Annotated in this window: 13 protein-coding genes; 5 read left to right on the plus strand and 8 right to left on the minus strand. The window is 35.5% G+C overall.

Features of this window, described 5'->3' with window-relative positions; genetic code table 11:
* Positions 1 to 206 precede the first annotated feature (206 nt).
* Complete coding sequence (locus tag ACQUQZ_RS00005) at positions 207 to 2,006, plus strand: acyl-CoA dehydrogenase family protein (protein ID WP_435352465.1); 1,800 nt, start codon at positions 207 to 209, stop codon at positions 2,004 to 2,006.
* 85 nt (positions 2,007 to 2,091) lie between these two features.
* Here the strand turns inward: ACQUQZ_RS00005 and ACQUQZ_RS00010 are convergent, their stop codons facing one another.
* The 3 genes from ACQUQZ_RS00010 to ACQUQZ_RS00020 form a co-directional block, all read right to left on the minus strand.
* Entirely contained in the window at positions 2,092 to 3,213 is a 1,122-nt protein-coding gene (locus tag ACQUQZ_RS00010; protein WP_435352467.1) for a hypothetical protein, read from the minus strand.
* A gap of 9 nt (positions 3,214 to 3,222) precedes the next feature.
* Positions 3,223 to 4,254, minus strand: a complete 1,032-nt coding sequence (locus ACQUQZ_RS00015) for a DUF4249 domain-containing protein (protein WP_435352469.1) — start codon at positions 4,252 to 4,254, stop codon at positions 3,223 to 3,225.
* Between the two features lie 75 nt (positions 4,255 to 4,329).
* Positions 4,330 to 6,681 (minus strand): TonB-dependent receptor, encoded by a 2,352-nt coding sequence (locus tag ACQUQZ_RS00020; RefSeq protein ID WP_435352471.1) that lies wholly within the window; start codon positions 6,679 to 6,681, stop codon positions 4,330 to 4,332.
* Positions 6,682 to 6,954: 273 nt separating this feature from the next.
* Between ACQUQZ_RS00020 and ACQUQZ_RS00025 the strand changes: the two genes are divergently transcribed.
* The gene (locus ACQUQZ_RS00025; RefSeq protein WP_435352473.1) at positions 6,955 to 7,767 is read left to right on the plus strand and encodes an enoyl-ACP reductase FabI; all 813 of its coding nucleotides are present in this window, start codon (positions 6,955 to 6,957) and stop codon (positions 7,765 to 7,767) included.
* A 118-nt stretch (positions 7,768 to 7,885) separates the two neighbouring features.
* Here ACQUQZ_RS00025 and argC read toward each other — a convergent pair whose 3' ends face one another.
* Positions 7,886 to 8,851: an N-acetyl-gamma-glutamyl-phosphate reductase gene (gene argC / locus ACQUQZ_RS00030; protein ID WP_435352474.1), complete on the minus strand. Its 966-nt coding sequence runs from the start codon at positions 8,849 to 8,851 to the stop codon at positions 7,886 to 7,888.
* Positions 8,852 to 9,020: 169 nt separating this feature from the next.
* On the opposite strand from argC, the gene lgt reads away from it, so the two are divergent.
* A complete protein-coding gene (gene lgt, locus ACQUQZ_RS00035; protein ID WP_435352475.1) occupies positions 9,021 to 9,872 on the plus strand; it encodes a prolipoprotein diacylglyceryl transferase in 852 nt (283 codons plus the stop codon).
* A gap of 46 nt (positions 9,873 to 9,918) precedes the next feature.
* On the opposite strand, the gene ACQUQZ_RS00040 is transcribed toward lgt, so the two are convergent.
* The 3 genes from ACQUQZ_RS00040 to ACQUQZ_RS00050 all read right to left on the minus strand — a co-directional run bounded on the left by ACQUQZ_RS00040 (position 9,919) and on the right by ACQUQZ_RS00050 (position 14,085).
* On the minus strand, positions 9,919 to 11,994 hold the full coding sequence (locus ACQUQZ_RS00040) for a ComEC/Rec2 family competence protein (protein WP_435352476.1): 2,076 nt from the start codon (positions 11,992 to 11,994) through the stop codon (positions 9,919 to 9,921).
* Entirely contained in the window at positions 11,991 to 13,280 is a 1,290-nt protein-coding gene (locus ACQUQZ_RS00045; protein ID WP_435352478.1) for an acetylxylan esterase, read from the minus strand. Before ACQUQZ_RS00045 ends, ACQUQZ_RS00040 begins: the two co-directional genes overlap by 4 nt.
* Positions 13,281 to 13,365: 85 nt before the next feature.
* On the minus strand, positions 13,366 to 14,085 hold the full coding sequence (locus ACQUQZ_RS00050) for a GDSL-type esterase/lipase family protein (RefSeq protein ID WP_435352479.1): 720 nt from the start codon (positions 14,083 to 14,085) through the stop codon (positions 13,366 to 13,368).
* Positions 14,086 to 14,284: 199 nt separating this feature from the next.
* Between ACQUQZ_RS00050 and ACQUQZ_RS00055 the strand changes: the two genes are divergently transcribed.
* Both ACQUQZ_RS00055 and ACQUQZ_RS00060 read left to right on the plus strand, forming a co-directional pair.
* A complete protein-coding gene (locus tag ACQUQZ_RS00055) occupies positions 14,285 to 15,475 on the plus strand; it encodes an anhydro-N-acetylmuramic acid kinase (RefSeq protein ID WP_435352481.1) in 1,191 nt (396 codons plus the stop codon).
* Between the two features lie 181 nt (positions 15,476 to 15,656).
* Positions 15,657 to 17,459, plus strand: coding sequence for a 3-coathanger stack domain-containing protein (locus tag ACQUQZ_RS00060; RefSeq protein WP_435352483.1), 1,803 nt, complete (start codon positions 15,657 to 15,659; stop codon positions 17,457 to 17,459).
* A gap of 85 nt (positions 17,460 to 17,544) precedes the next feature.
* On the opposite strand, the gene ACQUQZ_RS00065 is transcribed toward ACQUQZ_RS00060, so the two are convergent.
* The gene (locus ACQUQZ_RS00065; protein WP_435352484.1) at positions 17,545 to 19,020 is read right to left on the minus strand and encodes an APC family permease; all 1,476 of its coding nucleotides are present in this window, start codon (positions 19,018 to 19,020) and stop codon (positions 17,545 to 17,547) included.
* Positions 19,021 to 19,066: the final 46 nt, after the last annotated feature.

Here is a 19,066-nt window from a genome sequence, read left to right on the forward strand (position 1 = left end):
ATTGAGACAATGCAACGGCTTATTAAATAGTTGTATCACAAAAAAAATATTTGGCCAATTTTCTAAAAATTATAGCTAAATAGTACTAAATGATAAAACAAAAAATATTTTTATTAGTATGCTTGCATAACAATTTAAAAATTCTTTATATTTGCAACAGTATGCACGCATACCATTTTTAACGCTCATATTCAATTCAAAATACCATGACAGCAACCGAAAACAAAGCATCGATAAAAGGTGGCGAATTTTTGATAAAAGACGTAGAAGCTCACCAAATTTTCATTCCAGAAGAATTTACTGAGGAGCAACAAATGATTGCCACCACTTGCCGTGATTTCTTGAGAACAGAAGTTCACCCACATCTCAACGAAATTGATGCAGCAAAATCTCCAGATTTTATGTCATCTTTAATGACTAAGGCTGGCGAATTAGGGCTTTTGGGCGTAGCCGTACCAGAAGAATATGGTGGATTCGGAATGAACTTCAATACCTCAATGTTGGTTGCTGAGGCTCTCGGAACAGGTCATTCGTTCTCGGTTGCTCAATCAGCACATACGGGTATCGGAACTTTGCCCATTGTTTATTATGGAAATGAAGAGCAAAAAGCTAAATATTTACCACTTTTGGCTTCGGGCGAATGGAAAGCTGCTTATTGCTTAACAGAGCCAGATTCTGGTTCGGATGCAAATGCTGCGAAATCGAAAGCTGTTTTGTCGGAAGATGGCAAAAGCTATATCATCAACGGTCAAAAAATGTGGATTACCAATGGTGGTTTTGCAGAGTTGTTTATTGTTTTTGCAAAAATTGATGATGATAAAACGTTGTCGGCATTTATCGTTGAGAAATCTTTCGGTGGAATCACAATGAATGAGCCAGAGCATAAATTAGGTATCAAAGGTTCAGATACTCGTCAAGTTTTCTTTAACGATTGTCATGTTCCTGTCGAAAACTTGCTTTCAAGTCGTGGGAATGGATTTAAGATTGCTGTAAATATTTTAAATATTGGTCGTATTAAATTGGGTATTGCGGTGATTGGCGGTTCGAAAGGTTCTTTGGAATATGCTATTAAATATGCCAATGAGCGTAAACAATTTGGTGTTTCTTTGGCAACTTTCGGAGCAATAAAATACAAATTGGCAGAAATGGCCACTCGTATTTTTGCATCAGAAACAGCCAATTATCGTGCAGGACAAAATATTGATGATGCCATCGAAGACCTAAAAGCACAAGGCTTGAATGATGCAGAAGCAAAATTAAAAGCATTAGAACAATTTGCCATTGAATGTGCCATCATGAAAGTACATAGTTCGGAGGTTTTGGATTATGTAGTTGACGAAAGTTTGCAAGTGTATGGAGGTATGGGCTATTCGGCAGATGCTCCGATGGAGCGTTCTTACCGTGATGCACGTATCAACCGAATTTTTGAAGGCACAAACGAAATCAACCGTATGTTGATTGTAGATATGCTATTGAAGCGTGCCTTAAAAGGTGAAATCGACTTGATGGGGCCAGCAATGGCAGTTGGCAAAGAAATTATGTCGATTCCAGATTTTAGTGCTTCTGATGACGAAACAATTTTTGCAGCAGAGAAAAAAGTATTGAAAAACTTGAAAAAAGCAGCTTTGATGGTTTCGGGTGCAGCAGTTCAGAAATTTATGATGACGCTTTCAAACGAACAAGAAATTTTGATGAATGTGGCCGATATGGCAATAGAAATATATGTAGCTGAATCAGCATTATTAAGAGTAGAAAAATTAATAGGTATCAAAGGTGAAGCGGCTTGTGAATTGCAAAAAGATATGGCATTAATTTATTTGAATGAAGCTGTAACTAAAGTAAATAACGCAGGACGTGAAGCAATTACATCTTTTGCTGAAGGCGATGAACTAAGAGTAATGCTCATGGGCTTGAAAAGGTTCACGAAAATTGAACCGATGAACCTCAAAAATGCACGTCGTCGTGTGGCTGATGCTATGATTGAGGAAAACAAATACATTTTTTAATGAATATGGTAAATTAAAAATGGCTTAGAATCAACAACTAAAAATCAATAAACCGTCTTTCTGCTTTGAGAGGCGGTTTTTAATTTTACTTCAAACTTGGCACAAATTGCCAAAAATCAGAAACTCCAATATATTTTTCAGTATTTATATTGGTTTTAGCAACGTAGTAGCCCATTCCTATATATACTTTTCCTGAAACTAAAGCCGTAGAAACTTTGATATTTCCACTGCCTGGGTAGGTGGCAAAGTTAATCCATTTATCGGTTTGTGGGTCATATTGCCAAATATCTCTAAAGCCCTTTGCCTCAGTTTTGCTCTGTCCAAGTCCGTAATATACTTTGTCATTGATTCCAAAAATTACACCTTCATAGCGGTCTTCTCCCGGGAAATTGGCTTTTCGGAACCATGTATCTGTTACTGTATTATACTGGTAAAACTCTTGTGACTTAACTTTTTCATCTTGACTTTCAGAAAGTAAATAACCATAGTCCTTTCCATTGATTTTAGCCGATGTGGTAGCAAATCTACCAAGAAAATTACCTGAGAATGGTTTCCTCTTTTCATAAATCTGACCATTGTTGATAAACCAAAGTTGTTTTTTAGTGTCATTCTCAAGGAAATAACCTGCATTATTGGCCATAAAACCCGTCAAGATAGCATCATTTACAATATCCCCTGTTTGGTTAAAATTAGACTGCAACCACCAATCCTTAATAAATTTAAAGCCCGAAGGATAGCTTTCATCAACGGAATAACCAGAGCCTAACAGAGAGAAATAGTTAACAATGCCAAATCTACCTTCGGCGGCAAATGGACCTAATAAAATTGGTGAATATCGAGGAGTTGATTCTGTTTTATTAACAACCCAATAATTATTTTCAGGGATGTATTCTCCTGAAATAATTGTTTGAGCATCAATATTTCCCATCATACTGATATGACTAAAATTATCAACTTTTAAATGGTCGTTTAGCGTATCTATTCTAACCATTACACAAGAATAGAGATTTTCTTGTTCTGTCTTTATCACACCATTATTAAATCGTGTGTTTGATGGGGAAACTAACTTCTTCCACATTGGCGAATCAGGCGTATATGTAGGAGCTGTTTCAGAAGGCGTTGTTATATCAACGAGTTCAACTCCGTTTTTTTGGCAAGAAAAAACGAATAAACAACTGATTATAAGTATTTTAAAGAAAGTTTTCATAAAAACATTTTATTTCCAATCTATCGGAGGTGTACAACCGAAGCTTGGATAGGTGGTTTGACAGTTTGTATTTGGTTTGGTTGTAATTACAGCTGGCGGGCGAAGGTCAATACTTACTTCTTCTGAAAAAGGTAAACTTGCTGGGTCAACTTTCAATCGTTTGGTACTTACCCCCGAAACACCAAAAAAACCAAGAGCAAAGTCTTTGTCATTGGTTTCATTCACCACATTGCCAATGATTGTTGAAGGCAAAGGGTCGAAAATGCTTCCTGTACGAGTTTTTTGTTCCTCATATTGTTGCCAAAATAAATACGCTTCTTGCGAAATAGACATTTGTTTTACCTCAACATAATGCAGTGAAAGTGGAGCAGCAGCATCAATAGGCGAATACTGAACCAAACGCTTTTTGATTTCTTTACCATTGATATATTTATCCGAATAAATATTTGCTGCATCTTCTCGATTATATGTCCAACATGAGAAATTACACGTGCCATTGCCACCAGAAGCACTTCCACCAGTTGTTTTCAAAGAAATAGAATAACTTTTCCACCGATAAAAATCTGCCGAATTTTCGGGGTCTTTAGTATCTACATAAAAACGAATGAAGTATTTGTTTTTATCAGCAGAAATAGAAGAAATAGGTGCGATACCTTTCATCAGTTGGGGCTTTGTAATATATACTTTTCCATCGGGTAGTTCTATTCGTAAGGAATAAGAGCGACCAATTTCACATTTATAATTAATGTCCGTTTGATAAAGAGCAGGTTCAAAAATATTTTGACGAAAACGAACAGAAGTACCTTTATCATCAGTCAAAATAACTCGTGCTCCATTGACTGCCAAATTAGAGGTGATAATACTACCAGAAACAAACTTTCCTGAATAACTCAACCTAAGACTATAAGGAGGTGCTTCATTAGTAATTTCTCCATCAACGACTAATTTAGGTTCTTCGTTACGGTAAGGTAACTCTACCTGTTCAACGCAGGAAATCAAAAACACAAAAGCAATAAAAAGTAATAAAGTATATTTTTTCATAATAAATTTTATCTAATCAAGATTTTATATGTTTTATTTAAAATCTTGGTAATTTCATCAATCTTTTAAATCGTGCTAAAAATTGTATGTGACAGATATGGCAGGAATGATGTTTCCAAAAACCGATAAACGATACGAACGAATAGAATTATTATAGCGTACGAAATAAATAGAGTAGGGGTTTCGACGACCGTAAACATTGTATAATGAAAAAGCAAAGGTTTTATAGCGTTTTTGGTCGGTAGTTTTTCGAGTATCTTTTAGCAATGCCATGTCAAGGCGATGATAATCTGAAATACGGTCGAGGTTGCGAGAAGAATAATCAATGACTGTTTTCCCCAAAAGTCGATAAGTGCGGTCGGGATAAGTAGCTGGGCGACCAGAAGCATAGACAAAATTGGCTGAGAAAGTCCAGCCATTATTAATAAAATGTTGAATAGAAAGAGCTAAATTATGTGGTTTATCAAATGTAGAAGGAAACCACAGTCCACGATTGATTTGCTCGGTTGGAAAATCGGACGCTACACGAGCCAAAGTTCTGGAATAAGTATAAGCCAAACTACCTTTCAAACGCCCTTTATTTTTTTGAATACTTGTTTCAATGCCATAAGCAATACCCTTTGCTGCCAAAAGCTCAGTTTCGAGATTTGGATTGAAAAATAACCTTGCTCCGTTTTTATATTCAACCAAATTTTGAATGTCTTTATAATAAGTTTCGATAGATGTTTCGTACATATTTTCTTTGAAGTTTTTGAAAACCCCTAAGGCAATTTGGTCAGCGATTTGGGGCGGAATATGCGTATCAGAAACTTTCCAAAAATCAATAGGGGAAATGGCAGTAGTATTTGAAATCAAATGAACATATTGTCGCATTCGATGATAACTCAATTTTAGGGCTGTTGTTTTTGTGACAGCAACCCGCAACGAAAGTCGAGGTTCAAGTCCACCATATTTTTGAATCGTTTGATTTTTGGTAAAAGAAACACTATCCTGAATGGTTTGAGTAGTTCGAGATTGACCTTCGGCATAATTGTAAACTAATTTAGGGCCTAAATTCTGAAAAGTAGAATATCGAATTCCTGCCTGTAAACTAATTTTTGAATTAATAGTATAGTCAAAACTCAAATAAGGAGAAACTTCACGAGCAAACTCATTAGGTAGTTTTAAATGAATAATATTAGAGGTTGGTTTATCTGGCTGTAAATCGCCTTGGTTGATATTATAATTGATCGCATTGATACCAATTTCAGTTTTTAACTTTTCGTTTGGGGTAAAAAGTGCAAAAGCTCGTAACTCAGCATGTTTGATTCCAGAGTTTAAAGTAAATTCATATTCATTTTTTAAGCCTTGTGTACCAAATTGATAGCCACAATAAACTCCTTGAAAATTGAGTGAAAGTTTTTTGCTGATATTGCTACTATATTGCAAACTAAGCGTCTGCGTTTTGCTGAAATAGAGCGTATCATCAGCAAATTTGAAATTATCATAACTGCCATAACTATTGAGCGTCAAGATATTTTTTGTGTTGATTCTATATTGAATTTTTCCATTCCAGTCATAGAAAAAAGCTTTGCTGCGGTCGGAAGGAGTAGGAAATTGCTTAATCATAAAATTAGGATAGGCAATTCTTCCCGCCACCATGAAAGTAATTTTGTTTTTTAGAATCGGGCCTTCCAGCACAACTTTACTCGTAATCAAACCAACACCAACCGAACCTGTGAGTTTTTCAGCATTTCCGCTTTTTGTATTCATTTCTAATAAAGATGATAAACGACCACCATATTGGGCGGGAACGCCAGCTTTATAAAGAGAAACACCAGCCAAAGCATCTGAATTAATACTACTTAAAAAGCCCAAAAGATGAGAAGTATTGTAGATAGGCATACCATCAAGAAGCACCAAGTTTTGGTCAACTCGTCCACCACGAACATTGAAGCCCCCCGCACCTTCGCCAACTGTTGTAATCCCAGGTTGCAAAGTAAGGGCTTTAATAATATCAGATTCGCCAAAAACTACTGGAATTTTCTTGAGATTTTTCATTTCAAGTTTTACCACGCCCATTTGGGTTTCCTTGATATTTCGGTCTTCTTTAGTCGTTTTTATTTCGACCTCAGCAAGTTCGCCCACACGAGTAGAAAGCTGCACAGATTTTGAAACATTTTGAATCAAATCAACATTAAAAGTCTCAACTTTATAGCCCAATGAACGTATAGTGACAGTATATCTTCCTTTGGGTAATCTTGCAGAAAACTTCCCAGCACTATCTGTTTGCATTCCACCTGATAAACCTGAGAAAAAAATACCCGCTCCTTGCAAAGCTTGCCCCGAAACAATATCCGTTACCGTTCCAGATAAAGTAAATTTACTTTGGGCTGCAATATTGAAGGAAATAATAAAGACTAGAAAACCATGTAGCGTAGTTTTCATAAGGAGGGTTGATGCGAGTTATAGGTGAAAGTATTTATTCAAAAATACGAATAATAATTTCTAAAATCAAAACAGATTAGACCACTCTTGTAGAAGTGAAGACCAACGGTTTTATTTTTGGAAAAGAAGAAGTAATAAAACAGCAATTTTTTATTTTTTAGAAAATAGTTACCTTTGAGCTTCAAATACAAAAGTGAGCATACAAGAATACACAGATTATTCGTAAATCGTAAATCGTAATCGCACGGGCGACCCCGTAGTAAATTCAAAATCATGGCATACGGACTCCTTAAAGGTAAAACAGGCATCATTTCTGGTGCATTAAATGAAAAATCAATCGCTTGGAAAGTAGCTTTGAAAGCACATGAAGAGGGAGCAAAAATAGTTTTAACAAATGCTCCAATAGCAATGCGTATGGGCGAAATCAATAAATTGGCAGAGGTTTGTGAAGCCCCAATCATTGCTGCTGATGCTACTTCAGTTGAAGACATTGAGAATCTTTATAATAAATCAATGGAACATTTTGGCGGAAAAGTTGATTTTGTGTTGCACTCAATCGGAATGTCTCCAAATATTCGTAAAGGAAAAGCTTATGGAGATTTAAACTATGATTGGTTTTTAAAAAGTGTTGATATTTCTGCACTCTCATTCCATAAATTTCTACAAACAGCAGAGAAATTAGATGCCATCAATGAATGGGGATCAGTAGTTGGTTTGTCCTATATGGCAGCACAGCGTACTTTCCCTTTTTATACCGACATGGCTGAAGCAAAAGCGATGTTGGAATCCATTGCTCGTAGCTATGGCTACCGTTATGGAAAATTGAAAAAAGTACGTGTAAATACTATCTCTCAATCTCCGACCGAAACTTCGGCTGGCTCAGGTATTGGTGGTTTTGATAAATTCTTTGACTTTGCAGATAAAATTGCTCCTTTAGGTAATGCTTCAGCTGAATCTTGTGCAGATTATTGTATTACTTTATTTTCAGACCTTACTCGTATGGTGACAATGCAGAACCTTTTCCACGATGGTGGTTTTGTAAATACTGGTATTTCAGAAGATGTAATGGCTTTGATGGAGAAGTAAAAAATATTCAAGTAAAGAAAAACCACCTTGTTTAAAGGTGGTTTTTTTGTACAACAAGTTTCCAACTTGTTTAATAGAGTCGTTCCGCGTGAACAAGTTGGAAACTTGTTGTACGAAGTTAAAATCCAACAGATTTCATCTTCAAGCCAGCCGATTCTTCTAAACCAAAAGCTAAGTTTAAATTCTGTACAGCTTGTCCCGATGCACCTTTTGTTAGGTTATCTATGATGCTGCTGATCAACAAGTTATCACCATGTTTTTCTAAGTGTAAAATACATTTATTGGTGTTAACCACTTGTTTCAAATCAATTTCTTGGTCGCTTATGTGAGTGAAAGGATGTGAAGCATAATAGTTTTTGTATAATTCTTTAGCTTCTTCGAGCGTTCCCGAAAACTTAGTATAAACATTAGCCATGATACCACGAGTGAAATTCCCTCGGTAAGGAATGAAATTTATCAAGTTTTCAAAGCTTGGTTGTAAACCTTTGATGCTTTGATTTATTTCTTGCAAATGTTGGTGGGTAAAGGCCTTATAAATCGAAATATTATTGTTTCTCCAACTAAAATGTGTTGTTGCCGAAAGTGATTGTCCCGCACCCGTGCTACCTGTAATAGCACTTACATGAATATCGTCTTTAATTAATCCTGCTTTTGCTAAAGGCAAAATAGCCAACTGAATACTCGTAGCAAAACAACCAGGATTGGCTATTTTTGTAGCATTTTTGATGGTTTCTCTTTGTAATTCTGGTAAACCATAAACAAAGCCATTGCTTTCATCACGAAAGTCGGTGCTGAGGTCGATGATTTTTACATTTGTAGGAACATTGTTTGCGGCTAAAAACTTTTTTGATTCGTTATGCCCTGAGCATAAAAAGATTGCATCAACCTTATCAAAAGATTGTTCATCTGAAAATAACAAATCTGTTTCACCTAATAAATCGCCGTGTGTGGAATAAACAGGTTTTCCTACTTGACTTTTTGAATTAACAAAATTGATGTTTACTTGTGGGTGATTGAGCAATATACGGAGCAATTCGCCTCCTGTATAACCTGCACCGCCAATAATTCCTATATTTATTTTCATCTGCAAAATTTTGCCGTAGCAATTGGTTCTTTTAAATTTTAACAAAAATTTTCATAAAAAAAGTTAAAAAATCAGCTTTTATATGAGATTTTTAACAATGAGCAACAAAATTACGCAAGCTATCAGATAAAACTCATATTTTTGAGGAAATTTCAAATCCAAACGTTAAATGATACTTTTAGAAATCCCTTGGAATGTCAATCCAATTATTGTAAAGTTAGGTAGTTTTGAACTACGCTGGTACGGACTACTTTTTGCTTCTGGATTTTTGCTTGGTTACCAAATCATGGCAAATATCTTTAAAAAAGAAGGAAAACCAGAAAAAGACTTAGATACACTTTTGTTCGTAATGATTATTGCAACCGTTATTGGAGCAAGATTTGGACATTATTTCTTTTATGAATTTGATAGTTTTCTAAAAAACCCAGGTACTTTTCTTTTAGAAATGATTACGCCTCCTTATTCTGGGTTGGCAAGCCATGGAGCGTTGGTCGGAATTGTTACAGCATTGATTATTTATGCTCGTAAGCATAAGGACCAGCCTTTTTTGTGGGTAGCCGATAGGATTGTAATTACAGTAGCTTTGGCAGGTTTTTTTATCAGGTCAGGAAATTTAATGAACCACGAAATTGTAGGCAAAGAAAGTAACCTGCCGTGGGCGTTTCGATTTAATCTTTTTAGTTTAAATCCCGATGGCTCGCTTAGAATGACTCCTGAAAGTTTTACTCGCCACCCTGCACAATTATACGAAGCACTTTCTTGTTTAGTTCTGTTTGGTATTTTATTTTATTTATGGAATCGTTTCAAAGAAAAAACGCCACAAGGACTTTTACTTGGTATCTTCTTGATTTGGGTTTTTGGTTTACGTTTTTGTTATGAGTTTTTGAAAGAAAACCAAGAAGCATTTGAAGACAAAATGGCATTGAACATGGGGCAAATTCTAAGTATTCCTGCCGTTTTGCTTGGAGTTGGTATATTAGTTTATACTTTTACCAAAGGGAAAGAAAAGAATTTAGCATAAAAATATCAAAATTGTTTCCCGCGTAGTCGCAGGAAACAATTTTAATTTATTGGTTTCCACCTATTGAATAAGCACCAGTATCGTACAAAGAAATCAAGTTAAGGTGCAAACTATCCGCTTGATGCTTGAGGTTTTCTACAACATAACGTTTGTTTGAATCATCTACAATTATCATACTTGTTTGAAATTTTGTAAATGCAGGACTAAGTTTTCTAATCGCATTATTTGAAAGCAATACATAATCAGCATTTCCTTCCAAATTCCCTTTGAATTTTTGCTGTAACCACAAAATTCGTTTCCCTTCAAAATCTACAAAGCTGATACCTTGCTTGTTGGCATATTGACCAGCATTCAAGAAGTTCTTGTTTGAAATACCATGCTTATCATAGTAGTTTTTAAGATGAAAATTATAGATTTTTGGACTTTCGAGTAGTGTTGAATCTGCAATGAAAGTAGCTGATTTTCCATCAATAATACTCATTCCTGATTTTTTGGGAATGAAATGAAAAGTAAGCGTTTTCTGGTTACTTTGTTTGTAATCTTCAAAAATATTGTAACAAGCTAAAATGGTGATAATCAATAAAGTAAATCGCAGATATTTTATTTCGGAGCGGAGAAAAAACAAAACACCCAAAAGAATAATGGCATAAAGCATAAACATTTCTACGATAGAAATAGAAAAACCTGTTAGTGTGGCAAAGGGCAGTTTTTCTACAATAAAAATGCTTTTATTGAGCCAAAGTAAAGAGTATTTTAAAATAAAAATAATGATACTTGACAAAATCGGAATCTTTGCAAAAAACAACAACGCCAAACCTGCAGGTAATACCGAAAAAGAGAAAAACGCAACAAAAGGGTTTGCAATAAGAAAATAGGCAGGAAATTGATGAAAATAATAAACACTTAGCGGAAAAGTAAACAATTGTGCAGAAAAGCAAACAACCGACCCTTCCCACATGTTTCTAACAATTAGATTATTGGGCGTAGCCAATTGATTCAAGTACGGATGTAAGAAAACAATGCCGATAATTGCTAAATAAGACAATTGAAAACCCACATCAATCAACCAATAAGGATTCCAACAAAGTAATAAAAGTGCCGAAATAGCCAACGTATTATAAATGTTTTGGCGACGGTCAAGTGCTGTTCCGAGTTGAATAAATGAAAACATTACTGTTGCCCGAAGTACCGTCGAGGAAAGTCCAGTGAAAACGGCATACGCCCATAAAATGCTGATAATCAAAGCAGTAAAAATTTGTTTGCCGTATTTTCCACGCTTTTTTATCCAACCGAAAATCCATCCAAGAAATAAAAATAAGATTCCAACGTGCATTCCTGAAACAGAAAGTACATGAATTGCTCCTGAAGCAGAATAGGCATTGAGCAAATCACTATCAATATCATCTCGCAAACCCACAACCATCGCATTGGCTACGGCGTATTCATTGGGTGTTTGAATACTTGCTTTAAAAACACTATCTGCATACTGATTGGCTTTGTAGGCAATAGCTAGAATTTTAGAGGGCGGTTCATGCCCGATTTTGATATATTCTTTTCCCCACAAAAAATGATGAGCATAAATACCTTTGTATTCCAAAAAACGACGGTAATCAAATTCTTCTGGGTTTTTGGGAGCTTCTACCTCACGAGGCATATTTTTCAATAAAAAAATATCGCCATATTGGGGCTTTTCTGAAGCTTCTCGATTAAAATAAAGCAAAACTTTTCCAGTCGAATTTTGCCATTTTCCATCAATTTTTATCGAATTTATTTCTGCTTCTACTTTATAAGTTTTGGGCTTTACTTCAACATTTGAAGTAATAATGGCTTGATAATGAGTAAATGTTGGAAGGTTTGTAAAATGTTTTGGCTGATTGATAGCTGTTTTTTGATAAGTCAATGACCAACCAGCCAAAAATAGAATAAGCATCAAGATAGTCCCCCGAAGTAGGGGAATGCTGCCCATCGACTTCCGAAAATTAATAGAAATACCAAAAAAGAGTAATAAGATACCAATCAAGTAATTGATATTTTGGAAAAACAAACGTGTTTGTAAATACACAGTTATTCCCAAAATAAAAAACAACAAATATCTGACTACAGGAAAGGCGTTAAACTTCATTTTTTAATAAGCTTGTCTAATAACCAATTCGTAACAACTTCATTTTCTTCTGGAAAAGTCCAATGACCAGTTTCTTGATAAAGTTTTAGTTCTTTTGGCGAAGAAATTGAATTATAAGCTGCCCACATAGATGTTGGTGGACAAGTTTCATCATTGAAGCCCATCGAATAAATACAAGGGATTTTCATTATTTTAGCAAAATTGACGACATCGTAATAAGACGCAGTTTTGATTTTTGCTTCTGTATTATTCAGGGCATTATTTTTATCAAAAATATGCGGCCAACCACCAGCTCTGCCTTTTAAATAACCAACCATATCGGCCATTGCAGGATAAATTGGTGCGGCCCATTTTACACGAGAGTCAAGACCTGCCGTAACAATTGACAAAGCTCCACCTTGGCTTCCACCTGTTACAGCTAAGTTTGTACCATCAAATTGTGGCATGCTCACCAAAAAGTCATTGGCACGAATACAGCCTAAAAATACCCTTTTATAATAAAAAGCATCACGGTTGTCTAAATTGTAAGTCCAATAACTACTCAAAGCCCCAGCCCCCAAATCAGCATAAACACTTGCATCCATCGTTACAGGAATGCCATGAATACCAATTTCTAAGGTAATAATGCCCTTTTCGGCAGTTCTAACATCACCACCGTAAGGTCGCACACCAGCCCCAGGTACACGTAGTAAGGCGGGATATTTTCCATCTTTTTTAGGTACACATAAAATTCCATAAAGTCGAACAGTACCATTTTCACGGTAATTTTGCAGATTGAGGTGATAAACATTCACCGTTTCAGTACAACGCTCAGGAAGCAAAGTCATTTTGGCATCGATAGGTACTTTGGCAAGGTTTGCTTTAGCTTTGTTCCAAAACTCAGCAAAATCACTTGGCATCTCCACGGCAGGTTGAATTTTTTCAGGCTCAAAAGCTGCAGTTGCCAAATTTCTATATTCTTTACCATCAACTTTCGCTATGACAGTACATCTTAAAAAACCCGAAGTTGTCATTGTTCCGCCATCTAATTTGATAACACCATCTTTTAACATACTGCTATCTTTTTTTGTCTCAAACTTTTCAGGGCCTATTTGGTAAGTGATTTTAGTGTTTTTTAGTGGATTTCCCCATTTTAAAACTGTTACCGAAAAAGTTACTTTTTCGCCAATTTTGTAAGTCCAGTCATCATGATCTGGAGCCACAATTACTTTGATGAGTTGGGTAGTTGGTTGAGAAAAGACCAAACTTGAAAATAGTAATAAGGGAATAAAAAAGAGTTTCTTCATTAGATTATAAGCTTTTAAGGTTGAATATTTGATATGATGGTGTTTAATCCATTAAAAGACGGAGTGGGAACTCCATCGTACTTAGTTAATAGTTTTTCAAGAGAATCGGTCTAATGATTTTTGTCCATTCAGCATAACCACTTGGTTTCATGTGAAGGCTATCACCTACAAAATAATCGCCATTAATACTTCCATTTGGGCGATACATGGCTGGGCGAATATCTACATAAGTGAAGTTTTTATGTTTTTTGATATAATCATTTATCAACTCATCAGCTTTTTGTACTTTAGACCAATCCGCTTTTCTTGAAATCGAAGGTTTCATCGAAATATAAAAAATCTTGGTTTTTGGTAAACGATTTTGAATGAAAGTTGCCAACTCTCCAAATGCGTCCATTACTTGTTCGGACGACTTTTGCGGTTTTCCCATAAAAAGGTCATTTTCACAGTAAAGAACTAAGATTTTTGGATTGTACGGAACAATCATGCGGTCGGCATAATAGATCATTTCGGGAAAAGTTGAAGCACCAAAACCATGATTGATGACAGGAAGTGGAGCAAAATCTTCCTTTAAACTCTTCCAAAGGCGAATACTCGAACTGCCATAAAATACAATCTGCCCTTGTAGTTTGTTTATACCGATAGCAGCATCTGCTTTCTCATAATTGACGATTTCATTTTCGAGTCGGTCTAATTTATAATCAGGAATATATCTTTCTGCTAAAGGTGTATAAGTCAAAGTTTTCTGGCAGGCAAGAATGATTGCTAATAGTCCAATTGTGAAGAAAAAATACCTTTTAAACATGGTTGAATAGATGATTGATGATTGAAATAAATATTGGATATTCAAAAATAGTAAAAACTTGTTAGATTTTAGATTTATTATCAATCATAGTATGTTTGCTTAGAATAGATAATTTAGTATAAAGACCTAAATTCAGTAAATCGAGCAAATCGTTTTTAATCGCATCTAAAAGGTTTAAATTTGTCGGAAAAATAAGAATATGAATAAAAATATCGACAACCTTTATAAAATTGCTAAAAAAGAAGAACGATTGATTATTGGTTTAATGTCAGGAACATCAATGGATGGCCTTGATGTAGCTTTATGTAAATTTAGGGGAAGTGGTGGTGAAACCGAAGTAGAAGTCGTTGCTTTTGAAACAGTAAGTTTTGAAGACGCCATAAAAGACGAAATAAGAAAAATATTTGCTAAAACAACGATTGATTTTCAACAATTATGTGTTTTGAATCCTTGGATTGGCAATCTTCATGGTCAAATTGTCAATGACTGTTTAAAAAAATGGCAGATTTTATCCGAAAAAGTTGATTTGATAGCCAGTCATGGACAAACCGTTTTCCATGCTCCCAAAATCTTACACAAACTTGAAAAATTTCCGAATGCAACACTTCAAATAGGTGATGGTGATCATATTGCAGTAAAAACAGGTATTATCACATTTTCAGACTTTCGGCAAAAGCATTGTGCTGCAGGTGGTGAAGGGGCTCCATTGGCAGTATATGGCGATTATTTGATTTTCTCGAAAAAAGGCGAAAATCGTATTTTACTCAACATGGGAGGAATTGCAAACTTCACCTATCTTGCTGGAAACCTTGATGCCAATGAGGTTTTTGCAACAGATACGGGCCCGGGAAATACCATAATTGATGCTTATGTGAAAAAACACTTTGGATTGGCTTATGATGAAGATGCTAAAATCGCAAGTCAAGGAAAAATCAATCAAGAATTACTAAAGGCATTAAAAAGAGATGTGTTTTTTGGAAAACCATTCCCTAAAACAACTGGGCCAGAGTTATTTAATTTAGAATATTTGATTAATGCTCAAGATCAGAGTCATACAACAGAACTTTCGCATGAAGCTATTTTAGCCACCCTTTGTAGATTTTCAGCAGAAACAATTGCCGAAGCAATCGGTTTTTTAAAACGAGAATCATTTAGTATTTATGGAAGTGGGGGTGGAGTACATAATCCTTTGATTATGAATTATTTGAGAGAGTTGTTGCCAAATTTTATATTTAAAAAAACAGACGAATTAGGGATTTCTGGTGATGCCAAAGAAGCCGTTCTATTTGCAACACTTGCTAATGAAGCAGTTGCTGGCGGGGAAACAAATTTTGGTTCAAGAAAGGGGGTGCCTAGTGTAAGTATGGGTAAAATTTCTTTTCCTGAATGATTTTTCTCAAATTTGTTAGTTATTTAGAAGTAAAATTTAGCCTTTAATAAATAGTAGCCAAAAAAGAATAGATAAAATAGCTATGAAAGTAAACAACGTATTAACCCTTCTTAGGGTATTTTTTGTTGTGTTTTATTTTGAGGTCTCAGCTCAAATTTCAATAACACACCCATTGGAACGAATGATTTTTCAAAGAAATAATTCTAATCAAGCAAATATTAATATCGCAGGTACATACTATTCTACAATTGATAGAGTTGAAGCAAGAGCAGTAGCTTTACAAGGAGGTTCAACGACCAATTGGACTGTTATTCAAACAAACCCGAGCAATGGTTACTATTCAGGAACACTTTCTGTGACAGGGGGCTGGTATCAGTTGGAAGTAAAGGCATTTTTAAATAATGTATTAATTGATACAAAAACACTACAAAAAGTAGGTGTTGGTGAGGTGTTTGCTATTGCAGGACAATCGAATGCACAAGGAGGAGCGGGTGTTAGCACACCCGCTACAGATGACCGAGTTAACTCGGTTAACTATGACAACGCTCTATCGGATTACAACAAACTACCTATTGGATTTACACAAATGGGTGGAGACTCAAATAGTATTGGGCCATTTCATTATGTGCCATGGGCATGGGGGAAATTAGGTGATTTATTAGCAACAAGATTAAATGTTCCAATTCTTTTTTTTGGAGCTGGGCATGGAGGAACGTCGAGTGAGCAATGGAGTAAATCATCACAAAACTTACCTTTTGATGGGCCAAGTTGGATGCGTCAAGATTTAGGAGCTCCTTATCGTGCATTGGAAAATAGTATTGCATACTATGGTAGTTTAACAGGAATTAGAGCGGTACTGTGGCATCAAGGAGAAAGTGACCAAAATACAGATTTAGCCACCTATTATAATAATATAAAAAATGTCATTAATAAGTCAAGAGAGAATGCAGAACATAATTCTTTAGCGTGGATGATTGCAAGAGTTTCGATGAGTAATTCAGCCACCTATGAAGGCCCAATATTTGGCCAAAATGCTTTAATATCGGGCTTCAATAATGACCCTAATTATCTACCTGTTCCTATGGTTTTTGCTGGCCCCAACACCGACTTGATAAATGGTTCTGCTAATCGAACAGATGGAACACACTTTGATACTTATGCTGGTCAAATAGAATTTGCCAACGCTTGGAACAACAATCTTAATGCTACCTTTTTTTCAAACTCAATCCCAATGATGGCTTCACCATTGATTTCTGTTTCATTAAGTTGTACGCCATCAACCCCATCGAGCCCAATAACGCTTAGTGTGCCAACAGGTTATAGTAAATTTGCATGGTCAAACCGACAAAATACACTACAAGAGTCTTTGGGTTTTAATTATAGTGGCTGTTGCCAATATACAAATATTTCTCCAGTAGGGTACGAAAACTTAAATTGGCGAACATTAGACAGTTTATCTACAATCACGGTAAGTGCTGCACGTTTTGCTGCAAATGTTAGAAAGTCTTCTATGAAAACACTTTTTAGTCCAATTATTGATTTAACAGTATTTTCTTTACCAACAACGCCAAACTTCACCGCTTCGGCAACACAAGTTCGCCCAAATGATAGCTTAACGCTTACAGGAGCGAATTGCAATGGAAGTTACCTTTGGTCAACAGGAGCAAATACAAACCCACTGACTTTTACACCTGTTTCAACAAATATATATACTGTTCAATGTAAAACGCTTCATTGTATCAGTCCAAATTCTTTGTCTCAAAATGTTATTGTTTCTTCTTGTTTCCCTAATAGTTTATCATTAAACGGTTCTGTTACTAATACAGAGTCATTATATGCAAGTAAGCAATCGATTCAAAGTATTCAGAAAGTGCAATTAAATGGTAAAATAGATTATAATGCCAAAACAAAAGTTGAACTTTTACCAGGTTTTGAAGCAAAATCTGGAGCAGTTTTTCGGGCAATTATTTTAGATTGTAATTAATAAAGTAGAAGGCATACCTATAAAAAAAGCAGTTTCAGAATATGAAACTGCTTTTTTATATAATTGAATGAAAATCTATGCGGTCTTAATCATTCAATTTACTTTTATTACGACTGTAAATGAAATAAACTACCAAGCCAACAATCATCCAAATGATAGCAAACTTTTGTGCTTTACCATCTAATAAGGCCATAAGAGCAAAATTTGTAATGATACCTAATGGTGCTACAATATTTAGTAATGGCGTTTTGAACGGACGGTCACGGTTTGGTTCTCTAAATCTAAGAATTAATACCGCTAAGCAGACCATAGCAAAAGCAAAAAGTGTTCCAAAGCTTGTCATATCACTCAAAATACCAATAGGAGTAAATGAAGCAACAATAGAAACCAAAATCCCAACTAAAACGGTACTTTTCCAAGGTGTTTGGAAAGTTGGGTGTATTTCTTTAAAGAAGTTTGGCAATAAACCATCTTTTGCCATTCCTAAAAATACACGTGTTTGACCCAACATCATTACTAACATTACTGAAATCAAACCAGCCGTTGCAGCAGCCGTAATAATAAATACTGCCCATGGTTGACCAACTTTATCAAAAGCATAAGCAACAGGAGCCTTCAAAGCATCACCAGTAATATCTTTGTAATTTAACATTCCTGTTAATACCAACGAAACCATGATATATAAAACAGTACAAATCAAAAGAGAAGCGATAATCGCAAATGGCACATCTTTTTTAGGATTAATTGCTTCACCCGCCGAAGTAGAAACAACATCAAAACCTATATAGGCGAAGAAAATAGCCGCCGCACCACTAAAAATACCTTTGATGCCATAAGCTTCTTTTGCAATACCATCATCGTGCATAATCATCTCTGGCTGTGGAATAAATGGATGCCAGTTGTCGAAGTTAACAAAAAATACCCCAACAAGGATTACGAAAATAATAGCCGCCAATTTTAAAATCACAATTAGATTATTAGTATTTGCCGCTTCTTTAATACCTTTTACTAAAATCCACGTTACCACCCAAGTGATAATAAAAGCAGGAAGATTTAAGGCAAAAGAAGACGGTTCAATGTTGTTGGCTTGAGCGTAAGTTGCTGCTGACCAAGGGTCGTTGCGTAAATAATAAGGAATTTCTATTCCAAATAAATGTAAAAGTTTATTAAAATACCCCGACCAACTAACCGCAACAGTCATAGCACCCATTGCATACTCTAAAATAAGCCCCCAACCAATTATCCAAGCGAAAAGCTCACCAATTGTACCATAAGCATAGGCATAAGCAGAGCCTTCAACAGGTAGCATAGAAGCAAATTCAGAATAGCAAAGTGCTGCAAAAACGCAACCAATACCTGCTATGATAAAAGAAAGTGCCAAAGCTGGGCCTGCATGATAATGAGCAGCTGTACCCGTTAGTACAAATATTCCACCGCCAATAATACCACCAATACCAATTGCAGTTAGGCTCCATTTGCCCATTACTCGTTTAAGTTGATTGTTTTTAATATCTGCTTCATAAGCGGACATCGGCTTTTTTCGCCAAATACTTTTTTCCATAAAGTTTTAGAGTTGGTTTTTAGAATGTTTACGAATTATATTGCAA

Source organism: Emticicia sp. SJ17W-69, assembly GCF_051209875.1.
Lineage (GTDB): Bacteria > Bacteroidota > Bacteroidia > Cytophagales > Spirosomataceae > Emticicia.

Coding starts and splice junctions, on each gene's coding strand:
- ACQUQZ_RS00005 (WP_435352465.1), top strand. CDS start 207: ATGACAGCAACCGAAAACAAAGCATCGATAAAAGGTGGCGAATTTTTG.
- ACQUQZ_RS00010 (WP_435352467.1), bottom strand. CDS start 3,213: ATGAAAACTTTCTTTAAAATACTTATAATCAGTTGTTTATTCGTTTTT.
- ACQUQZ_RS00015 (WP_435352469.1), bottom strand. CDS start 4,254: ATGAAAAAATATACTTTATTACTTTTTATTGCTTTTGTGTTTTTGATT.
- ACQUQZ_RS00020 (WP_435352471.1), bottom strand. CDS start 6,681: ATGAAAACTACGCTACATGGTTTTCTAGTCTTTATTATTTCCTTCAAT.
- ACQUQZ_RS00025 (WP_435352473.1), top strand. CDS start 6,955: ATGGCATACGGACTCCTTAAAGGTAAAACAGGCATCATTTCTGGTGCA.
- argC (WP_435352474.1), bottom strand. CDS start 8,851: ATGAAAATAAATATAGGAATTATTGGCGGTGCAGGTTATACAGGAGGC.
- lgt (WP_435352475.1), top strand. CDS start 9,021: ATGATACTTTTAGAAATCCCTTGGAATGTCAATCCAATTATTGTAAAG.
- ACQUQZ_RS00040 (WP_435352476.1), bottom strand. CDS start 11,994: ATGAAGTTTAACGCCTTTCCTGTAGTCAGATATTTGTTGTTTTTTATT.
- ACQUQZ_RS00045 (WP_435352478.1), bottom strand. CDS start 13,280: ATGAAGAAACTCTTTTTTATTCCCTTATTACTATTTTCAAGTTTGGTC.
- ACQUQZ_RS00050 (WP_435352479.1), bottom strand. CDS start 14,085: ATGTTTAAAAGGTATTTTTTCTTCACAATTGGACTATTAGCAATCATT.
- ACQUQZ_RS00055 (WP_435352481.1), top strand. CDS start 14,285: ATGAATAAAAATATCGACAACCTTTATAAAATTGCTAAAAAAGAAGAA.
- ACQUQZ_RS00060 (WP_435352483.1), top strand. CDS start 15,657: ATGATTTTTCAAAGAAATAATTCTAATCAAGCAAATATTAATATCGCA.
- ACQUQZ_RS00065 (WP_435352484.1), bottom strand. CDS start 19,020: ATGGAAAAAAGTATTTGGCGAAAAAAGCCGATGTCCGCTTATGAAGCA.